Consider the following 20,837-nt stretch of genomic DNA (forward strand, 5'->3'; position numbering starts at 1 on the left):
TGAAGTCTGCCATTGACAACTTTTATTGTCAAGGGCGAGCCGAGAATTCTCTCGTGTCGTTTTGAGGTCGATCTGCCCTATGATCGAAGGGCCGTCGCGTTCCCAGCGCGACGCTCCTTGACAGTGCACGGTTCGGCAGGCAATTTACCAGTGAGTTATTTAACCTTATAGTGTAACGCTATGGCAACCGATCAACTCAGTACCACGTTTGCGGCGCTCGCCGATCCCACGCGTCGGGCGATTCTGGCGCGGCTGGCCTCGGGGGAGACGTCAGTGACTGAACTGGCGAAGCCGTTCGAGATGACCCTTCCGGCGGTGACCAAGCACCTCAAGGTGCTGCAGCGCGCGGGGCTAATCACGCAGGGGCGACAAGCGCAGTGGCGGCCTTGCCGGCTCGAGGCGAAACCGCTTCGGGAGGTTGCCGCCTGGGTGGAGCAATATCGCCAGTTCTGGGACGAAAGTCTCGCCCGTCTGGAAGACTACCTTCAGGAACTCCAAAGACTGGAGAAGAAGAATGATCCAGGAACGCCATAGCACGGAACTCACCACGTCGCGGGCCTCGTCCACGACCACGGCGGCTCAGTCTGATATGTCAGATCGAGAAATTGTGATTACTCGGGTCCTGGATGCGCCGCGAGAGCTTGTGTTCGAGGCCTGGACCAATCCCAAGTACGTCGCGCAGTGGTGGGGGCCGAATGGCTTTACCAACACGATTCACGAGATGGAGGTGAGGCCGGGCGGTGTTTGGCGGTTCACCATGCACGGTCCCGATGGCGTCGACTATCCCAACAAGATCGTTTTTCTCGAAGTCGTGAAGCCGGAACGCCTGGTCTATACCCATGGTGAGGATGGGGCGGACGACTCTGGCCAATTTCAGGTGACGGTGACCTTCGACGAGCAGGGCGGCAAGACCACGCTCGCGTTGCGGTCGCTGTTCGCTACGGCCGCGGAACGCGATAAGGTGGTCGAGGAATATGGGGCCATCGAGGGGGGCAATCAGACGCTGGCACGTCTTGCGGAGTTCTTGAAGACGGTCTGACTTCGTCGGGTGGAGTTAGGGAAATCGTGAAAATTTCCATGGAGCAAATGCCGTTATATGAAGTCGGTTTTTGATCCATCCCTTGGTGAGACTTCTCGCCGGGGCGGCGGCACTGATGGCCGACGCGGTCCTGAGGCTCCACCCGACTCTTTCACCAAAGCTAAGCGGAGGCAACCACGGGTCGATGCCAAGCGACCTGGAGAACGATTTTGCAGATGTGCTCAGTTCGTAACTATCGTGATTCAATCAATGTAGTGGCCCGCCAAAGCAACGCTCCGCGACTGGTTTTGTCGGCTGTGCTACGGGTTCTATGAGTGCCGGCCTCGCCATGCCCAAAGCCCGCCCTCATCCTCCACACATCCAATGAATCCGCCTGCATTCCTGCCAGGCCAAGTCCGGCCACGGCCCCGGGGTGCCCGCTGAAAGCGTCGGCTCATTCTTTCGACGCACGAATGGTTAGCTTGTGGAACAATGGATGCCCCGATTCGTTTTCGATGGTGATCACCGCGGTCTCTTCAAGGTTCTCACCCCGATCCGGGACATCCCACTCGACTCGACCGTCGGGAGTGAGCTTGAGGCCCTCGGGTCCCTTGGTCAACGTGAGCTTGACCCCGCCCTTTGCCGACTTCACTTCGATCCGGTGGCTCAGCTTCTTTCCCGCTCTCACGAGCAAGGACTTCGCGGATGTGACATACAAGGTCTCAGGTCCTGACGTGGCGATCACGTTTGCAAGCCGAAGCCGACGGAGGACGAGCCTATCATCGGTGCTGGGAACGGTGATCAGAAGCTCGGCGGCGGGAATCCAGCGGAATCGATACTCGAAGGCAGGACTCTTTTCTTGCCAATCACCGCCGACGGGATTCAGGAAGTGCATCTCGGGAAGCTTTTCGATGTTTGCGAGCGGGGTGAGGCTGCCGGCTGCGTGGAGCGTCAGGGTAAGAGGCGGATAGTTTTGGGGAACGTTAGGGGGCAGCCCGTTGAGGGTCAGCCCTCCGATGCTTAGAAAATAAGCCGGCACCGAGGTCGGCAAGAACAGGAGATTGCGCCTTTGAGCAGCGGATGGCTCGAAGATGCGGTTTCCAACCAAGTCGGTCACAGCAGCTCGTTCCATGTTCGGTGACGCGACGTAGAGGTATTGACCGTCGGGACCAGGCAAGAGGGGAGACGGGAGGGGGAGGTTCCTGGTTTTCACCACTCCCAACGACAGGTTGAGAAGTTTTCCGGACGAGCCCGGTAATCGATCTCCGATGAGAAACAGGCTACCGTCGTCCGAAGCGCGGATCGTGGTTCGTAATGTGTCGTCGCGATGCGTGCGAATCGTAAGTGACACGACACCACCACCTGGAGATAGCCCGTCCGGGTCACCGAACGTGCTGCTGCTGACGACTTCACCTACTTTGAGCACATTGAGACTGACCGGATCGATGAAACACCAGTGGCTTCCAGAGCGCAGAGGAAGGCCCGCGAGATCGATGTCCAACTCGGCGAGCAGCGGCCCCGACGAATCGCTTCCCATCGCAATGTTGACGATCTTGGGTCGGATCGGGACCGTGCTTGACTCCTCTCGCGTCAGGGTGGCGAGGTCCCACCTCTCGATCGCCGAACGGTCGGGGAAGACAAGCACGAACTTCTCACCGCCACCGGCGACCAGGACTCTCTCGGAGGGCAAGGCAAGGGTCTTGATGACGTCGGCGACATTGACATCGAAGATCGCCAACCTATACGGATCACGCATGGTCAAAAGTAGATAGCGGCCTCCGCCAGCGGGCGTGATATCGCGAATCTTGCTGGGAAGCATCACGGTGTGTGCGGTTTGGGCGAGAATCTTCGGCGCAGAGCTGGACTGCCGAGGCTCGGAGGAAGGATCCTTTGCCATACCAGGGGCCAGGACTGCTTCCGGGATCGCCACCTTTGGCGGATGAATTGATCTGGCCGAGCCGAGAGCACCCGACACTCCGAGGACGCCGGAGATTTGCGCTCCAGCGTCTGGGGTCACTGAGCCGGCCGTTGTGGGAAGCGGCCGGGGCGAGCCGCCGCCGAGGCCGGCCTTGCTACGCATTTGCGCGGCTTCCGGGGCGCCTTGGATTTCTACGCGGCGAATCTCCCGGCAAAGAGAAGTCGCTCCCCGTCGGACCTGAATGTCCACCCGCAATGAGCCAGTTCCGGCAATCTCGCCGACCTTGAGGACATCAAGTGTCCGGACACGCCTCAGATCGATCCTCATCGGACCCACTTCGGTCAGGACCTCGACCTGTCTCAGGCCGAGGATTTCGCCCTTCAATACCGTGTCGTCACGAAGAACCACATGCGGTGGCCTGCTCATACGGATTGATCGTACGTCTCCGAGCGTGCTCGCCTTGCCGCCGATCCTTATCGGCAGGTCGGGCGTCACGCCAATCAAATTGATGGTGGAGGACTGGACGGCCAGTGTCACGAGGCGATCCGGGGCGCCCTGCAGCGGGATGACCCTGGCGGTGTAGACGCCGGCTCCGGCGGCTCGGGCGGAAACCGTGCGCGGCCCCCCAGGACCCGCGGGGACCGTGACCGAAACCGCCAGGTCGGCGGGAAGTTTGGTCCCGGACACCGCGGGCTGGAGCTTGAGCGTCCAGTCAATGGACCTGAAGCGGTCTCCGAGATCGACGGGCGGCGGCTCGAATATGACGAGTGGTGTCGTGAGGTAATCAGAAAGCCGTCCGACAGGGATTGCGAAGTTGATCTGCGCCGGGAGTAGCCCTCCCTTCACGATGCCGAGTACCCTGCCGAGGGAGTCGAGCACTGGACCGCCTGTGTAGCCCGGATTCAGCAGCCCATCAATCTGGACTTCGGTGAGCCCCTGCTTTGACGATTTCCGGGAGGTGATCCGCGCATGAGCCACGGTCACATCGCGAGCCGCCGGCCCTTCAGGATTGAGTGGTTGCTTATGAGAGAAGCCGAACACGAGCACCGGGAGCGTCTCTCGGATGTCTTCGTTTCGCCCCAGTTCGAGTGCCACCAGTGGTCGGGGGGGATCGATTTTGAGGATCGCGACGCCGGGATTGTCGCTGCAGCGGAGAATCGTGGCACTCACGACCTGCTGATCTTCCCCGCCGGGACCCAGCACGAGCCTTACCTTCCCATGCTCGAGTGCAGACCAGACAACGGCGTCGCTGGCCACGAAAACGCCTGTCTTGTCGATGCAGAACGCGGGATAGAGCCGGGTACCGCTAGACGTCCGAGCCTCTACTGCTGCCAGGGCACTCCTGGCCCGCTTGACGACCATGGGGTTCTCCTGGGCGAGGCAAGCCTCGCAGCTCGCCAGGACCAGGAGGATCAAGGTAGCCCATTTTTCGCAGAGACGTATCGGTGTCACAGTAAGTGTCAATCCTATAGAAGATTGCCGGTCGGCGGAGAAGCCATACGCCTTCCCGGCTCCAGCCGATGCCGGACTGATCTCGGATGAGGAGCCGGTATCCTAGCGGCCCCTCACTGGACACGGATGACGACCTTGTGAATTCGCTTTCGTCCCGCCAAGTCACTCAGCGAGAGGACAATTTCAGCCGGGTCACCGGGTTGATCGGGCTGCGGCCAGGAGATCCGACCGTCAGACGAGACACTCAACCCTTTCGGGCCCTCCGTGAGGGTGAACTTGACATCTCCCGCCGGCGATTTCGCGACGATGCGCGTGTCGAGCGGCTGGCCCGCGACAGCGTTAACCAGGGGTGGCGACAGGACAATGATTGCCCCCACCCGATCGATGGCCGGCTCGATGTCCACGCGACGAAGGACGAGCCGATCATTCGTCGGCGGGATCGTGATCAGCAGCCTCGCGGCCGGAACATAGTGGAACCGTTGATCGACCCCGATCCGACCCGAATACCAATCCTCCACTTTGAAACCGGTCATTTCTTGGAGCGTGGGAATGGTCAGCAGCCGGGTTGCGTCGCCGGCCGAGTGCACAGACGCAACGACGGGTCCCGTCGGCTTATAGTTATTCCGCCTGTACGGTGCCTGCTCCAGGACGAGGTAATACGCCGGGTCCGCCGAAGGCACTGTGAGAACTTCCCAGGGCTGGTCTTCTCTCGCTTTGGCCCAGGGTGGGTCGAGTGCATCGCCGATGGGTTTGCCGAGTCCATCCAGCCGTCCCAGTGCTCCGGTGAAGATGGTGCGGTCATCGGCCCCAGGAGAGGCAAATCCGCACGAAATGAGATCCCCCAGGTAATCCCCGATATAATGGTTGAACATCCTGCCTCGAACAGACACGGTGCGAATCACTTGACTCGATGAGTTCCCATTCCAGAAGCTGAACAGGCTTCCTCCCGGTGAAACCCGAATATCCCGGAGGCCCGTGAACGATCCTCGGGAGCTCGACACTTCGAGTGCTCTTCCCGAAATCGGGCCTAACCTGAGCACATGCAGCGAATCCAGATCGATGAAGCTCAGTTGCGTTGGCCCGTCGGATGGTTTGACCGGGGACCAGTGCGCCAGGATTGGCCCGTCCGAGTCGCTTCCCATGGCGATGGCCTTGAGCTCCTCTTTGATCGGCGAGGGATGAAATCCTCCTTCGGATGTCAGTGTCTCCAGGTCCCATCGCTGCAGGAGTCTTTCTTCCGGAAAAGCGACAACGAATTTCCGAGCCCCGGCGGCCACCATGACATTTTCTGACGGGAGCGGGATCGTCTTGACGACCTTGGCTGCATTGATGTCGAAGATCGCGAGTTTCCGCACGGCCTTAAGAACGAGAAGTAGGTAACGGCCGCCGCCGCCCACGGCCAGGTCACTGACCTGGCCCTCCAGCGTCCGCACGACCGCACTCCCCGGCGCGGCGTCGGGAAGAACTGCCGGCCGAATCGACCTGCCGGCGCCGCAGGGTGTCCCATCGACATTGATCGTTCCCTCTGTCGTGAGCATTTCCTCGTCATCGAATATCCTGGTATTTGAACTTCGCGGATTGAACCGTGGGTCACGGATCACTAAGGATTCCCCGCGCACTGTCACAACCGTGATCGAAGGTACGATGCTGAAGTCTAAGACCCTGTGGGCGGTGGCGAGAGTCGTTCCGCCGCTCCTGAGCTCGGCGACGGCATGGATCGTCCTGACGGGCGGGGCCCAGTCGACTTGTGCACCTATATTGACCTTGGAACATAGAGTAAGATTGAATTTTTGCGCACGCGGCCGACCAATGATGGAGAACACATTGGCGAGGATCTGTTTTCTCTCGGCCGGGGTAAGAGCATGCGGGGGCATCAGCTCCGGGAGCTTCTGTTTGAGGTCCGCGAACGCGGCAGCGTGGGCGCCGGTTTTCTTCTTCTCGTCCGTGTCGGCAAAGAGGCGGCCTTTGTCGTAAGCACGAATGTGGACGAGGCCTGCGTTGTCGACGCCCACGGCGACCACGTTCTCGCGAGGCGGTATCCCAGTTCCCCAGGGGACCAGCCACAGCTCGATGTCCCGTGCCTCCGTCGCGGAACCCAATCCCTTGATGATACCGTCGACCTTTTCCCCATTTCCCAGGATCACATAGGGCCCTTGGTTGTACCCCGGGTGGAAGGCGATGGATCGCAAATCGCCGAGCATGAACCGTCGCTTGCCGACGGTCACGTCGCAGTCCTTCACCTCGGCGGCCACTCCAATCCCTGAATGATTGCCGGGGGGAAAGATTTCCAGCCTTACGAGTCGTGTGCGGTCTCTCGGCACCGGCGTGAACGTTGCGTGGTACCTGTCGTTACCCAAGGGTTCGCAGACGATGGTTCGCGGCTCACCGACGTTGGGGCTCAGCCTGAGGATGACGCTCAGCCCCTCGGGCAGTTTTCCCGAGGACCAAGGCATGAGCGCGTTGAAGGTCCACGTGACGGGCCGCACCCGATCATGGTAATCCATCGGCGGAATCAAGGCCTGGAGTCCGGGGCGCTCCAGCCGTGCTGAGAGCTGTCCCACGGGAATCGCGTAGTTGACCCCACCGCCCACCACCGTCGCAACTGCGACGCCGACAACTTGGCCACGTGGACCCAACACCGGTCCGCCCGAGTTGCCGGGGTTGAGCTGGCCGTCGAATTTGATGGTACCGAGCCGATTGGCCTCCTTGCGTAGTGAGGTGATTCGGCTGAGGTTGACACTGACCTCGGTGTAGTCCTGCGTATCGACAGCGAGTTGCTTGCCGAACGGGAACCCGAATGTCGTGACCTCGTCACCTTCCTTCAGGTCGCTGTCCATTCCCAGAGTCAGTTCGGTGAGTGAACCGCTCCGCGGTCTTGCTTTGAGCAGGGCGAGATCAATCTCCTCGTCGATCCAGAGAGGCTCGGCCGGAAGAGTGCGCTGGGATTTCCTGCCGATGTCAAGGACGAGATTGATCCGTTCTCCAGTCCCGCCACCTGAGATGACGTGGGCATTGGTTACAAACAGGCCCGACTTGTCGATGCAGAAGGCCGAGCCCGTCGCCTGACCCTTATCCGTGAAGACCTCGACCAGAGCCGTGGCCCTCTTTCCCCGCTCGATCACATCGGGGCTGACCTGGGCTTGGGCGGGGATCGTCCCGGTCAGGATGCAAAGAAGAACGGGGATAATAAATGAGAGTCTGAACATTATTATTAGTCCTGATTATGAGATGATCCGACGGGCCGGATAGGGATCACTCGGCAAGGAGAGCCTCGCTAACGCTGCGCGGTGACACGTCTCCTCAGGGGTCCTGATGCCCGTCGCCGGTCTTGGGGAGCAAGGCATCAACTGCGGACCAGAGGGCATGCCAGTCATCCCGCTCGCTGCGGGGGAGCTTTGCTAGCTGCTCTTCGCCGCGTAAGGCCGCCAGGTCGGGCGTGGATTTCCAACGTCGGAGCGACTCGATGGCCTGAGTACGCTCCGAGGGCTCATCGCCCGTGACGGCCTCGGACCAGACAGCGAGGTCGGCACGGAGCCACTCGCGAGCCCGAGAACGGAGTCGCGCGTCATCGGCCTCGGTCGGCGCTGGCTGGTCGCGTGCTATTCCGCTGCCGGCCAGTGCGGCAGCGCAGGCCGCCTCGTAACGACGATCCCCATTCCAGGTGTCGAATAACTCCGGTTCCGCCGCCTCCGCGCCCTCGTACAGGCGTGCGGCGGCGGCGTAGAGCTGGCGTTCCGAGGCGAACTCGGCAAGGGATAGCCAATCCTCGCCGCCGTCCGGTTTGTCGTCACCGCGGAGGACCATCGGCAAACGCTCCGCCAGCAGGGCACGACGGTCCGCGTTGGCTAGCCGCCTGGCGACCTCGGCGGCCAGCAGGGTGTCGGGTGGCTCCAAGTCGAGGGCCCGCTGGAACTCGGCGATCGCCTCCTCGAGTTGGCCCTCGGCCATCAACACGGCGGCGAGCTCCGCGTGAGGTTCTGCCTCTTCGGGGTGTCGTCGGATCTGCTCGCGGAGCGCGGCGGCGTCGGATCGAGCCCTGTGGCTGTAGATGTCGTGGCCCGAGTTTCTCCGGAGTACTCGGGAGATTCCGAGACTGGGCTCGAGTGTCTTGGGCATCCATGGGAGGTTCCTCGAGCCCGGATTGCTCATTTCCACGATCCCAGAGGAGAGGCCGAGGGGGATCGAGTCTGATATGTGTGGGAGGCTGTGCGCCCGCGCCAAATTCATCAGCTTCATCAGCGGTGCCATGTCCTCCACCCACTTCCTCGACGCCCGGACCGCGTCGAGATCCGAGAGCGGCTGTTTGATGTCGCGGAGAGTCAGGATCTCGCCGAGTTGCGCCGTGGTGAGGTCCCGTGGCCAGTCATCGGGCAAAGTTGTGCGTTCGAGCAGGGACAGGTCCGGGAGGTTGAGATGGTCCAGACCCATCGAATGGAGTAGCGTGTCCCTCAGATCGGCAGCGATCGAGGCATCCTTCGGCCTCAATCGTCGGGCGATGGTGAGGTGCGCCAGGCCCTCCTTGCGACCGGGGAGCAGGGCGAACCGATTCAGGAGGACGCCGAGGGTGTGGTGAGCATTGGCGTCGTCGGAATTCCGGCGGATGGCCTCGCGTGCGACCAGCAGCGCCCGCTTCTCGAGATCGAGCGCGTCCCGCTCTCGGCCGCGTGCGCGTAGCGACTTGGCCAGGCAGAGCCAGTGCCTGGGGTTCCGTGGTCGAAGCCTGGTCAGATCCTCGAATACGGCGATCGCGGCGTCCGGCCGCTCCCAAGCCGAGTCGAGGGCATGGGCCAGCTCGTGTGCCGTCTCGGGCCGGAGTGCGCGGGCTGCGGTCAAGTAGACGAGGGCCTCGCGGCGGCGGCCGCCGCTGAGCAAGACGATCCCAAGGTCGTAGTTGAGCCATTGGTCACGTGGGTGGCGTCCGAGGCCGGTCCGTAGTATCTCCTCGGCCATCGCTCCTTCGTCTTGGTCGAACAGGGCCCGCGCGAGTAGGTCGAGCCCGTACGCGGACTGATCGAGTGTCATCTTGTCGCGGGCGATCTGTAACAGGGCATTATGCCGCTGGTTTTGATCCACAACTCCCAGCGCCCTCCGAAGCTCGTCGCGCCACGGATTCGGGTCAGCGGCCTGCGCCATGGCGTTGAGTTTCTCAGCCTGTTTCAGCCCGAGTCCCTGTTCCAGTTGCCGAAGGGTTTCGATCCGGATTTCTTGTTGCGTTTGGTCGGTGTCGAAGACCGGACCATCGAGTCCCGGGAACCGCCCTCTCAATCCGGGGATGATCAGTTCCCCACTCCGGGTCACCGAAGGGAGCGATCCGGGTGGCCGGTCAGATGGTTCGTCCGCCGGCCAGTAGCGATCGCGGAGCACGGACGCCCAGTCATCAAGGGCTGCCGTGAGGGCCTCGGCCAAGGCGCGAGACCTCGCACGGATCGCCGCCCCGACCTGATCGGGTGACTGGTCGTAAACCCGCAGGCCAGCCTCGATGAAGGTGTCCGAGTAGCCCGACTCGGTGGCCGTGCCGTCCGGGTCGTCGAGGCTGCCGGCGCGGATCTCGGCGAGCTTCTCGATCACGGCCCGCTCGCGGTCGATCGCATCGATGCGCTTGACCAGTACCGTGATCCGCTCGCGGGTTGGGGCATCTCTCGCATCGCTTGCGATGGCCGTGAGCTGCCCGACCGCTTCATTCGCCGCGGCCAGGCGTGACCGATCTTCGGGCGCGTCCTGGGCTGCTCCCACGAGCCCCGCCGCCTTCGCAAGCGTTGCGGCGAGTCGAACGGCCTTCTCACGCCGTTGCGATTCGAGCCATGCCCCGGCGACGAAGATTACGAGACTCAGCATCATAAGCGCCGACATCAGCCCGACGGCCATCCGACGTCGCGACCGCTCCGTGTCCGCCCTCCCCTGCGCGGCAGACGCGAGCTGGTCGGCCAGCAATCGCCGCTTAGACTCTTCTTCAGTCCTGGTCCGTGCCTCGACGGCTTCAAGTTCGGCTCGTCGGAGCCGCTCCTGTACGCTCACCAGGTAGGCCGTGACCGCACCTGCAACCTCGCCGGCCTGTCGGGGGCGGTCCTCCGGGGCGGCCGAAAGGCAATGTCGGGCGAGTTGGCGCAGCTCGGTATCGGCACCGCAGACGTCGAGACGGGCAAAAGCGTCCGCGAGGTCGGCCCGGGCGGCCATTGCCTGCACCTTGTTGGTGGACCGAGTGCGATAAGGCGGCTCCCCGCTAAGGAGCTCGCACAGGATCGCGCCGAGCGCGAAGACGTCGGTGCGTTCGTCGATTCGATCGGTCTGACCTCTGGCCTGCTCAGGGGACATGTAGGCTGGAGTACCGAGTACGGAGCCTGCACGCGACGCAGCGGCGTCAGGGCCGGCGCGGATCGTGTGCGTGGTCTCCTGGCAGGGGCCGTCCGCAGGGCGTCGCGTGGCTCGCTCAAGGACCTTGGCCAGGCCCCAGTCCATCACCTGCACTTCGCCGAAACCACCGACCATGATGTTGGATGGCTTCAGGTCGCGGTGGATTACGCCGTGGGCGTGTGCGTAGGCCATCGTCTGGCAGACGGCTTGGAAGATCGCCAGGAACCGCGATAGATCTGCCGGCGGTCCGGGACGGTCTGAGAGTAGATCGCGCATGGTGCGCCCTTCGACCAGCCTCATCGTGAAGAAAGGCCTTTGGTCAGCCAAGATCCCCCGGTCATAGACAGGAGCGATGCCCGGATGTTGCAACTGGCCACCGACCCGGGCTTCCTCGATAAACCTCCGGACCAGCTCCGCGCAGCCGGCATGCTCGGGCAGTAAGACCTTGAAGGCGAGGTCGCGACCGAGGCGCTGATCGTGGCCTTTGTGAACGAGGCCCATCCCGCCGCGGCCGATCTCACCGAAGAGCTCATAGCGGCCGGCGGCGACCTGGGCCGGAGCAGCACCATTCCTGTCGGGATCGGAAAGCTTGGACGTCGTACCTCCTTCCATTTCCCCGTGAGACGCCCCCGGCATCAGGCTCAATGATGCCCTGCTGGCATCGCTTTCCAACACTTGTCGGAGTAGACACGCCGGACAGAGACCAATTGGAGCGTCGACCGGCAACTCGCGGCCACAATTCGGGCAGTGGTCCGGAGCGGGCATTGCGGGACCTCCCATCACGTGCATCCCCGACTTCTACCTTCTCCTACGCGGTGCGTCGCGAAACCTTACAGGGGCCTGCCAATTACTTGGTCAGGGCGTCGAACAGAGACCGGATCTCGTCTGCAATCTCGGCCGGATCGTCGAGGGTGGCGGCAACCTGCTCCTCGAGGATCGTGCGATAGCGTTTGCGAAGCCTATGGACGGCCACGTTGACGGCATTCTCGGAAATGCCGAGCCGTGCCGCCAGGGTCGCAGCGGAAATGGATCGCCTTCCCTCGACGAGGACGATCTTGAGCTGGTCGAAGTGAAGGGACCTCCCGGACCGGGCATACTCCTCGCCGAGGAGTTCGAGCACGCGGCCGAGCAGCGTCACGGCCCAAGTGCGGTCAAAGTGGTGATCGAGGGTGTTCCCGTCGGCCAGCTCATGACGGTAGCGACCTTCGCCATCGCTAGTGTCGATTGAGATCGACGCGACGGCACGCTCGCGGCTGTGACGGCGGTGCTGGTCGATCAGGAAATGGTGACAATCCGTCCGCAGGAACGCCCGGAATCGGCCCTTTCGCTGATCGGCCGCGGCGATGACGCCCTTCTCCAACAGGCGGGCGAAGTAGGTCTGGGTGAGGTCCTCGGCATCGTTGGCATCGTGTCCGGTGCGGCGGATATAGGCAAAGATCGGGTACCAGTATATCCGGCAGAGCTCGGCCAAGGCTTTGTGCGCATCCAAACCGGCATCGCCTGCTTCCAGGATAAGGCTCCAGCGAGTCGTCGGAAACGATTCTCGGGAATGGCCGGGCGGGAGAGGCGATTTGGGCACAGTTTACCCCTTATTTCGCAAATGAACACGCGCACAGAAGTCCGAAACCCCTTTGAGTCAGGCTGGTTAGGTCTTTTTGTTGATCGGCGATCTCGCATGCATTGGTTGTTTGATTATGAGTGAATATCGGCGTAACTGGCTATGAGCCAAGGAGTTTCTGGCGTACGCGTAATGTGGGGTTTAATTCTCCTACGCCGAATCGAGGCGCAAGGACATCCTTTGTTTTCCTAGTATATAGAAGAGTGGGAGATTCGCCAGGCTGCTCTCGCCCGCGTCGGGACTCAGTAAGGAATGTGCTCCTCTTGCCCTTAATCAAGTGTACCCAGCGCGACTCGGTGAGGAGATTCCCCGAAAAACGTAAATGATTCTCTTGATCCTCCGGCGGAGGTATCCCACCCCGGGTTTGCCGAGTCGCTTCGGGCCAGGTTGTCGTCCTCGTCTTTTCCTACGGCAATACGATTGGCCATGGCATCATCGTCGGACTAGCGATTCCCGTATGGTGGGCATGGCCCACCATCTTAACCGACAATTTGGCAAGGAGATCGGGATGATGGGCAGTGTCCACCATACGGAGAAAACTTAATTCTGGCCGCTGGGATATCGTAAAACGTTGATGAAATTGTAGCAGGTTGGACAAAGCTTTATGGGTATCTAGAATGTTCCAAGCCGCGGGCTTCAAGGAGACTTGGGCATGGGGAGTGTTGGGCTGTCCGAGCACGCACGGGCACGCTCGAGTAGGAATGCTCGTTCGCGAGCGTTGCGTGTGAGTGTTGCCGCACGCTCGAACTCTGCGCAGGCCTCGTCGAAACGGCCGAGCTTGGCGAGAAAGTCACCGCGCACGCTCGGCAGCAGGTGATAACCCTGAAGTGCTGGCTCCGAATTCAACGTGTCAACGAGCTCAAGGCCGATAGCCGGGCCGAACGCCATCGCTAATGCGACGGCACGATTCAGCTCCACAACGGGTGAGGGCATGAGGAGAGCGAGTGCTTCGTAGTACGCTGCGATTCGTATCCAGTCCGTCTCCGTAGGGGTGCGCGCTCGGGCATGACAGGCGGCGATTGCGGCCTGGAGTGCGTATGGGCCATGCGCTCCGCCGAGCTTTTCCGCACGTTCGAGCGCGGCGAGGCCACGACGAATCAGGAGGTGATCCCAGCGGGCACGGTTTTGGTCGAGGAGGAGGATGGGTTCGCCCGATGGGCCCACGCGTGCCCTCGAACGTGATGCCTGGATCTCCATCAGGGCGACGAGGCCGTGGACCTCGGGCTCATTTGGGGCGAGCTCGGCCAAGATCCGGCCGAGTCGGAGCGCATCCTCGCAGAGTGCGGGACGCATCCAGTCGTCACCGGTCGTGGCCGTGTAGCCTTCGTTGAAGACGAGGTAGATGACCTCGAGCACCGACGAGAGCCGGGCGGCCAGTTCGGCCCCGCGGGGGACCTCGAAGGGGACCTCTTTTTCGGTGAGCGTTCGCTTGGCTCGGACGATCCGCTGGGCGATCGTCGACTCCGAGACGAGGAACGCTCGGGCGATCTCCTCGGTCGTGAGGCCACCGAGCAACCGGAGGGTGAGCGCAACCCTCGCGTCAGTGGAGAGCACCGGATGACAGGCCGTGAACACGAGCCGCAGCAGGTCGTCGCCCACGTCGTTGTCGAGCGCTGCGTCGAGATCCGGCTCGATCCCCTGTCGCGTCGCCTCGAGCTCATAACCAAGTTCAATGTGTTTGCGTTCGAGCCGCTTGGTTCGCCGCAGGTGATCGATCGCGCGGTGTTTCGCGGTCGCCATGAGCCAGGCGCCCGGATTGTCCGGGACGCCCGACTCCGGCCACCGTTCGAGTGCGACGACGAGCGCGTCCTGGGCGAGTTCCTCGGCAATACCGACATCACGCACGATCCGCGCGAGGCCGGCAATGAGCCGGGCCGACTCGATTCTCCAAACCGCGTCGATCGTACGATGGGTCTCGGATGCCGTCATGGCGACCGATTAGACCAACTTCCGCCCGCGAGGGAAAGTAAGTCAAGTCGGCACGCGCAGAGCTCTACTTGCTGTTCCGAACCAACTGTTCGCGCATCCGCTCCTCGGCCTCTCTGAGCTCGGGAGTGAACTCATCGCCGAAGTCCGATGCCTGGAACACTTGCCGCCCCTCGCTGACGCCGTCCCCGTGAATCTTCAAGCCATCCTTGGACCACTCGATCGCCTCTTCTTTCGAGTCCACCTGAACGATCACGAAGCCGCAGATCAGCTCTTTCGTCTCGGCGAACGGCCCATCGATCACGGTGCGCTTGCCGTTGGAGAAGAGGACCCGTGCGCCCTTGGAACTGGGCTGGAGGCCGTCACCGCTGACAAGCGCGCCGGCCGCCGCCATCTTCCCCATGGCTTGGCCCATTTCGTCGAAGACTTTCTTGTCGGGGAGGACTCCCGCCTCGGTGTTCTTGTCGGCCTTGAACATCAACATGAATTTCAGTTTTGCCTTTCCGTCTTGGGGGGTCGCTTGAGGGGGCGGGCCGGCTGGCCCCGAGTTCTCCTCGTGCGCGTCAAGATGGTGTTCTCCCCCTGCTGACTCGAAGAACTCTGCCGGAAAGTCGGAGATCTCGGTCACCTGGCGAATCTCGATCTGGCCCACTCCGCCGCTGGCGGCGGAGTCTGCATCGGCCTCGAAGGGGACGCGTTTGGCCCATTCGATCGCGTCTTCCTTTGACTTCGCCTCAATGATCCAGAAGCCAGCGATCAACTCCTTGGCTTCGGCGAACGGACCATCGGACAGGGTGAGTTTCCCGGCCCTGTTCTGGATCCGGAAGCCCTTCGAGCTGGGGTGAAGCCCCTCGGCCGAGAGCAAGGCGCCGGCTTTCACCAACTCCTCATTGTACTGGCCCATTGCGGTGAGGAGCTTCTCGCTCGGCATCGCGCCCGCTTCGGTCCGGTCATCGCTCTTGATTATCATCATGAATCGCATCGGAGTCTCACCTTCCGGATTATGGTTGGGATCGGGGCGTTCCGACCTACTCAGCCGGTGGAACCCCCCTGCTCTACGATCACGTCGAATGAGGAATCGCAGGATCGACATGCCCGTCGATTCTTTTTCAACTCGTTCGTGAACATGCACCCGGTCGATCCGTGATCAGGTCTGGTGCATGCTCGAACACGAGAGGCGTTCGGGAGAATCGAAAAAATGGGACGGCCGCAGTTCGCTTCACCGTCGTGGGCGAACGCCCAAAGGATCGTGAAAGACGAAGCGATTTCCGTCGAACTCGAACGGTTCCCGTCCCGATTGTGTTCCCTGGGACCGCGGGAATCTCGCCTGGATTCTGGGTGCCGTGGGGAGGACTTTGCCCCTGGTCTTCGAACCTTGCGTTCTCAATGCCGATTCGAAACCTCGAGAACTCAGGCTGAGATCGGCAGAACGCGTTGGGTTTTTCCGGCCCTGTCGCGACTATGGCTTCGCGTCCAACGGTTTGCCGGATTGAAGCAGCTGGTCACGCATCCGCTCCTCCGCCTCTCGGAGTTCGGGAGTGAACTCGGCGCCGAAGTCCGCCGCCTCGTAGATCTGGCGAAGTTCGATTTCGACTTCGCCGTTCCCGTCGAGTGCCGGCCAGCGCTTGACCCATTCGAGCGCCTCTTCTTTCGACTTCACCTCGATCATCGTGAAGCCGGCGACCAATTCCTTCGTCTCGGCGAACGGCCCATCGATCACGGACGGCTTCCCCCCCGAGAACTTGACGCGAGCACCCTTTGCGCTTGGCTGGAGTCCCTCGCCCGCGAGCAACACGCCCGCTCGGACGAGTTCCTCGTTGTACTTGACCATGGCGGCCAGGAGTTCCTCACTCGGGAGAACCCCTGCTTCTGTGTCCTTGTCGGCCTTGCGGATGATCATGAACCGCATTGTGTTTCCTTTCGAGGCTGAACCGGGCGTTCGGGCGATCGCGGCCGTCTCCTCCCTGGCTCTACTATCACGTCGAGTGAGGGGCAGTAAGATCGACAGGCCCACCTGGAATTTTTGAGATAATGTTGTAAGTGGTGACTGTATTTTGGTTTGCGGCGGTTTTTCGGTATAGCTTCGCCGGACTCGTTTTCCTTGACTGCGCTGTGATTAGCCTTGGCGTCAGCCTGGGGCCACCGATTCCCGTGGCGTGGGCGCGGCCCATCACCTTAACCTCCGCTTTGACAAGGAGATCGGGATGGTGGGCCGTGCCCACCCTACGGGAAAAATCGGATTCTGGCCGCTGAACGATCGTAAATCGTTGATGGGATTATGGCAGGTTAGGCGGAGTTTTGCGGCGTTTTGGATGGTGCTTGGTCCTACGCCGCGTGGGTTTCCGGCAATCGCCAACAAACCCCAAAGGGAACGCACCAAGGCGGCTCGAGGCTGCCTTGGTGCGTTCGTTGGAGCGAGAACAATGGAAGGTGTGCTGCTCTTTTCAGAGCGACGGAGTTGCCGGGTGGAGGGCCGCCTTGTTTCGCCGAACAAGAAATTTCACTTGTGGTGACGGGCTGTCGACCCTCTCGTGGCGTTCCGTGGAAGTTGGCGAATCAAGCCAAGGCACGGTGGAGCAGGTTGTGTGTGATCTGCTCAACACGTGGGTCGGGACCATGCGGCCGGCTCCAGTGCGACCATGGCAGCACGTGTCCGGGAGGGGTGCTCAGGCCTTGAGCCCAGAAGATCGTCGAGGCGTTGAAGACGTAGTTTCCCTTGGGGCCGGGATAGATCGTCGCCGTCCACTGCTGCGGATTCACGCCGCCTTGCCAGGCCGTGCCCGCGGCCACGACTTCCAGGCCGGGGATGTCGGCGGGATTGCCGTGATATTCCCAACCGATCAGGCCGGGAATGCGGTCCCCTTGCTTGACGTTGGTCCCCGCGAACATCCAGTGTTCGGGCTTGGTGATGATCCAGTCCCCTCCTCCGTTGACGGGATCGATGTTTCGTGCACCCATGAGCAGCCCCTCGTCAGGGCCGCGATGCGGGAACGGGCCGTGGTCGCGCTCTCGGCCGACGGCGTAGTCGTTCTCCGCGCCGTAGGGGCCGCCCCGGAACATAATCCGGTTGGACTGCCCGGTATAGCCTTCGCGGAAGGGAGTGACCCAGCACATCGTGTTTCCCGACAAGAACAGCAAGTTAACCCCTTCGTCCCGCATCTTCTCGACGCTGCGGAACTGGCGGATGTCCCAGTATTCGTCGTGTCCGACGCTGAGGAACGCTTTGCACTTGAGGCCGCGATCGGGGCTCAACAGATCGCTGTTGGAGCAGTATGTGACGTCATAACCGTGTTGCTCGAGCCAATAAGCGAGCGGAAATTCGAACGGGAGGAACTCCCCCGAGCCCACTGTCAGCGGGTCGTTCACGACGCCCGAATGCTGGGCTTCGCGGCCATAGGGGCGATCGAAGCTGACATCGGCCCAGGGCCCCTGCCCCCCTTTGGGATGGGTGTAGACCGAATACTTGTTTGGCCAGGTGTTATACGCCTGCCAGGTGTTGTCGGAGCACTGGAACAGGATATCGGCGGGACGTTCGTCACGCACGATGAACACGACGTAGCTCTGCCAGTACGCCTCGTTCCCTTCGGAAACCGTGGTCAGGCGGCCGAGATAAACGCCGCTCAGCCAGTCGGCGGGAATCTTGAGGCGGGTGCTCGCTTCCCATCGACATTCGTGTAAGTTCTTCTCGGCGGGCTGAGGCGTGGGTTGCGTTTTGCCCTCCAATGGGCCGATCGTCGTGACCAGCCGCGCGCCTCGACCGCCATAGTAGCCCATCCGGAAGATCTCGAGATGGCACTTGCGCGGCGGGTTGCTCGAAACGAAGAACTCGATCTCGTCGCCTGCCTGCACGCTCTGCTTGGAGCAAAAGCCTTCGATCCAAGGCGAGCGGAATCCGCCGCTATCGACGCGCACTCGCGTCAGTTGCCAATCCAAGGCGCCTTCCCGCTTGTTCTCGGCAACGATCCGATTCTCGGTTCGCCCGTCAGCGGTCGCTTCGGATGCGGCGCCGGCCGCTGAAGTTAACGCGCCGGCGGCGATGGCGCTCCGTAGGAAATCGCGGCGTGGGACGGACGATTCGTGGGGGGTTGACATGGCGGGTGAACCCTGGCGGAAAGAGGAACGGTAAGGCAAGTCGTGGGCATTGTAGCCGTAACGGAATAGGCATGCCATGGACCGGCTGGAAGAGACCCACTCGACGAACGAGTGTCCATCAGTCCGGTTGGTTGCCGACCGCACGATTCGCTAGAATGGACCGGAACGCGAGTCTGACCGTTCTCGAGCCAGGCTCACCGGGACGTTCGTAACCTGCTGCCGGCTGGCGTGAGTGCACGGTCATTCGGAATCATTTTCAGGGATGGCTTAATGTCTTTGCGTATGATTGCTGCCTTTGTTTGGACATCGCTGCTCCTGGTAGCCTGCTGGATCCCCGCTGGCTGGCTGCGCGTCAATGAGTCCCAGGTGCACGTTGGGATCTCCCACATCGACAAGCTGGTGCATGGTATCCTGTTTGCTGGTTTCGGGTTCTTGTGGATTCAGGCCGCACGATCCCGCAAGGAGCTGATCTGGGTTCCCGTCGCAGGCGTCATCCTTGCCGTTTTGACCGAGTTCGGGCAGGGATTGCCAATCGTCGGTCGCGACACCGATGCGCTCGACGGCCTGGCCGACATCGTGGGACTGGTTGTCGGTCTTGTCGTCGGGCTCGGAGGTGCGTACGTATTGAATGGGCGGCGTCTGGGCCTGGAATCCGGCCGGCTGGAAAATGAAGTCTAGAGGTCTGCAAAGTCCGGATCGATGGCGAGTGGGTATGCCGGTTCCGGCAGTTCATCCGGATCGGCGAGGCGGCGGAGCGAGTGTGACGACCGGACGCGTCTGACCAAGATTCTGGGGCACGGGGTGACTCGCGCCCCGGTCACCTCTCTCTTGGGACTTTGTCTCGACGGCCGAGTCTTGACTTACGTTGGCCGCTTTAAACATGGATGGAACAGACGTAAATTTAAAGTTATTCCTTTGAATTACGTTAAGTGCCTGCTCGTCAACGGGGCCGACTGGCACTTGCTCGATGGGCGCGTTCAGGCTGAAGTCCCGGCTGTCGGCCGCGAGAGCCAATCGGCATTACTTCCGGCAATCGTCGGTGTCCAAGCCAATCCGGCAGGATTGTCTCGACCGAAGCACCCCGTCCTGAATTGCGGTGAAAATCTCGCCTATCATGGACATTAATTGTCCAGCTTGGCTTGGAGGTTCGCCGACAGGATTTCGCAGATCCTTGACCCCGAAGGTGTTAGGTTTTCATCGTGTACAGGCGCAAAAGTTGCTAATGATTGCGAGGGTTGTATTGAATCGAGGACAGTAGCCCTACCGTCGCCTCCCACCAAGGCCCGGCTCGCCTTTAAGGATCAAACCCCACCATGCGTTGCTCCCGCATCGAAGGTCAGCACCGCCGCCATGGCTTCACCCTGATCGAGCTGCTCGTGGTGATCTCGATCATCGGCGTGCTGATCGCCCTCCTGCTGCCGGCCGTCCAGGCCGCCCGCGAGGCCGCCCGCGGATTGCAATGCAAGAACAACCTCAAGCAAATCGCCCTGGCGGCGCACAATTACCACGACATTAATAATTGCTTCCCAGCGGCAAGGGCGTCCTCTTCCCCGCAGTACGGCCATATGGTCACGCTCATGCCGTTCCTCGAGCAGGGCGTCCTCGCTAATGCATTCAACGTCTCGCTCTCGGGCGGATTCGCCGACCCTGGGAATCAGACGGTGTCGACCACGAAACTGTCGGTCTTGCTGTGCCCGTCGAATCCGGTCCAGAACACCATCCGCCTGCGCAAGTCCAGTTCGACGGGGAAGTCATACGGGGCGTATATCACCGACGCTAACGGCAATTTTATGATGGGCTGGGTCTGCGACTATTGGGTCAATCACGCCATCAGCGCGTCGACCATCGCCCTGCTCAGCCCCGGGGGTACCGCCCCCGATCCGATCCTCAAGGGCACCGCGCCGAACATGGCGATGGTCACTGACGGCCTGTCGAATACCACGCTGTTCCTCGAGCACGCGGGCTACGACAAACACTACGTCAAGGGCGTGGGCTGGCCGATGCCGGAGACGGACCTGACGCTCGACCAGCCCGGCGCTTGGGGGGCGTGGCTAGGGTGGTGCGCGTTCATGGTTCAGGGGTATTCAAATTCTCCTCCACCGACCAATGCGAGCACACCCGCCGGGACCGCGTGCGCGATCAACTGCAACAACTCGCAGGGCGTCTTCGGCTTCCACCCTGGGGGGGCGAACGTGGCCATGGGTGACGGCAGCGTCCGGATGTTGTCGACGAGCATGACAGTCGCCAACCTGATGGCCATCGTTAGCCGGAACGGTGGGGAGATCATCTCCGAATGATCGGATCGCGTCGTGCCGGCACGAGGAACTTTGCGGCCCGGGGGGCTTCAGACCCTCGCGACCGCCAGCGTCCTTGCCCTCTTCGCCGCGGGCTCCTGAGGTTTGATACTTGCGGAATCGATCGAACATAAAGGCCATCCCAAATACGAAATGTCTCAGTTCCAC

The 20,837-nt window shown here is 61.7% G+C and carries 12 protein-coding genes and 1 pseudogene; 4 read left to right on the forward strand and 9 right to left on the reverse strand.

Features of this window, described 5'->3' with window-relative positions; genetic code table 11:
• The first annotated feature begins 180 nt into the window (after positions 1 to 180).
• The gene (locus tag V5E97_RS30285; RefSeq protein WP_406695289.1) at positions 181 to 534 is read left to right on the forward strand and encodes an ArsR/SmtB family transcription factor; all 354 of its coding nucleotides are present in this window, start codon (positions 181 to 183) and stop codon (positions 532 to 534) included.
• Between the two features lie 55 nt (positions 535 to 589).
• Positions 590 to 1,039: an SRPBCC family protein gene (locus tag V5E97_RS30290; protein WP_406701241.1), complete on the forward strand. Its 450-nt coding sequence runs from the start codon at positions 590 to 592 to the stop codon at positions 1,037 to 1,039.
• A 433-nt stretch (positions 1,040 to 1,472) separates the two neighbouring features.
• On the opposite strand, the gene V5E97_RS30295 is transcribed toward V5E97_RS30290, so the two are convergent.
• The 9 genes and pseudogenes from V5E97_RS30295 to V5E97_RS30335 all read right to left on the reverse strand — a co-directional run bounded on the left by V5E97_RS30295 (position 1,473) and on the right by V5E97_RS30335 (position 18,375).
• Positions 1,473 to 4,388: a S1 family peptidase gene (locus tag V5E97_RS30295; RefSeq protein WP_406695290.1), complete on the reverse strand. Its 2,916-nt coding sequence runs from the start codon at positions 4,386 to 4,388 to the stop codon at positions 1,473 to 1,475.
• Positions 4,389 to 4,501: 113 nt separating this feature from the next.
• A complete protein-coding gene (locus tag V5E97_RS30300; protein ID WP_406695291.1) occupies positions 4,502 to 7,594 on the reverse strand; it encodes a S1C family serine protease in 3,093 nt (1,030 codons plus the stop codon).
• Between the two features lie 94 nt (positions 7,595 to 7,688).
• Complete coding sequence (locus V5E97_RS30305) at positions 7,689 to 11,351, reverse strand: protein kinase domain-containing protein (RefSeq protein ID WP_406695292.1); 3,663 nt, start codon at positions 11,349 to 11,351, stop codon at positions 7,689 to 7,691.
• Between the two features lie 235 nt (positions 11,352 to 11,586).
• Positions 11,587 to 12,318: an RNA polymerase sigma factor gene (locus tag V5E97_RS30310; protein ID WP_406695293.1), complete on the reverse strand. Its 732-nt coding sequence runs from the start codon at positions 12,316 to 12,318 to the stop codon at positions 11,587 to 11,589.
• A 675-nt stretch (positions 12,319 to 12,993) separates the two neighbouring features.
• Complete coding sequence (locus tag V5E97_RS30315) at positions 12,994 to 14,286, reverse strand: RNA polymerase sigma factor (protein ID WP_406695294.1); 1,293 nt, start codon at positions 14,284 to 14,286, stop codon at positions 12,994 to 12,996.
• 64 nt (positions 14,287 to 14,350) lie between these two features.
• A complete protein-coding gene (locus V5E97_RS30320) occupies positions 14,351 to 14,776 on the reverse strand; it encodes a YciI family protein (RefSeq protein ID WP_406701242.1) in 426 nt (141 codons plus the stop codon).
• Between the two features lie 102 nt (positions 14,777 to 14,878).
• A pseudogene (locus V5E97_RS30325) lies at positions 14,879 to 15,265 on the reverse strand (YciI family protein); the annotation flags it as partial.
• A gap of 477 nt (positions 15,266 to 15,742) precedes the next feature.
• On the reverse strand, positions 15,743 to 16,192 hold the full coding sequence (locus V5E97_RS30330; RefSeq protein WP_406695295.1) for a YciI family protein: 450 nt from the start codon (positions 16,190 to 16,192) through the stop codon (positions 15,743 to 15,745).
• 647 nt (positions 16,193 to 16,839) lie between these two features.
• Positions 16,840 to 18,375, reverse strand: a complete 1,536-nt coding sequence (locus V5E97_RS30335) for a N,N-dimethylformamidase beta subunit family domain-containing protein (RefSeq protein WP_406695296.1) — start codon at positions 18,373 to 18,375, stop codon at positions 16,840 to 16,842.
• A gap of 270 nt (positions 18,376 to 18,645) precedes the next feature.
• On the opposite strand from V5E97_RS30335, the gene V5E97_RS30340 reads away from it, so the two are divergent.
• Positions 18,646 to 19,053, forward strand: coding sequence for a VanZ family protein (locus tag V5E97_RS30340; protein ID WP_406695297.1), 408 nt, complete (start codon positions 18,646 to 18,648; stop codon positions 19,051 to 19,053).
• A 635-nt stretch (positions 19,054 to 19,688) separates the two neighbouring features.
• Positions 19,689 to 20,672: a DUF1559 family PulG-like putative transporter gene (locus V5E97_RS30345; protein ID WP_406695298.1), complete on the forward strand. Its 984-nt coding sequence runs from the start codon at positions 19,689 to 19,691 to the stop codon at positions 20,670 to 20,672.
• The last annotated feature ends 165 nt before the right edge of the window (positions 20,673 to 20,837 follow it).

The sequence above is a fragment of the Singulisphaera photorubra genome (assembly GCF_045290345.1).
Taxonomy (GTDB): Bacteria; Planctomycetota; Planctomycetia; order Isosphaerales; family Isosphaeraceae; genus Singulisphaera.

Coding starts and splice junctions, on each gene's coding strand:
- V5E97_RS30285 (WP_406695289.1), top strand. CDS start 181: ATGGCAACCGATCAACTCAGTACCACGTTTGCGGCGCTCGCCGATCCC.
- V5E97_RS30340 (WP_406695297.1), top strand. CDS start 18,646: ATGTCTTTGCGTATGATTGCTGCCTTTGTTTGGACATCGCTGCTCCTG.
- V5E97_RS30290 (WP_406701241.1), top strand. CDS start 590: ATGTCAGATCGAGAAATTGTGATTACTCGGGTCCTGGATGCGCCGCGA.
- V5E97_RS30305 (WP_406695292.1), bottom strand. CDS start 11,351: ATGGAAGGAGGTACGACGTCCAAGCTTTCCGATCCCGACAGGAATGGT.
- V5E97_RS30330 (WP_406695295.1), bottom strand. CDS start 16,192: ATGCGGTTCATGATCATCCGCAAGGCCGACAAGGACACAGAAGCAGGG.
- V5E97_RS30315 (WP_406695294.1), bottom strand. CDS start 14,286: ATGACGGCATCCGAGACCCATCGTACGATCGACGCGGTTTGGAGAATC.
- V5E97_RS30300 (WP_406695291.1), bottom strand. CDS start 7,594: ATGTTCAGACTCTCATTTATTATCCCCGTTCTTCTTTGCATCCTGACC.
- V5E97_RS30335 (WP_406695296.1), bottom strand. CDS start 18,375: ATGTCAACCCCCCACGAATCGTCCGTCCCACGCCGCGATTTCCTACGG.
- V5E97_RS30345 (WP_406695298.1), top strand. CDS start 19,689: ATGCGTTGCTCCCGCATCGAAGGTCAGCACCGCCGCCATGGCTTCACC.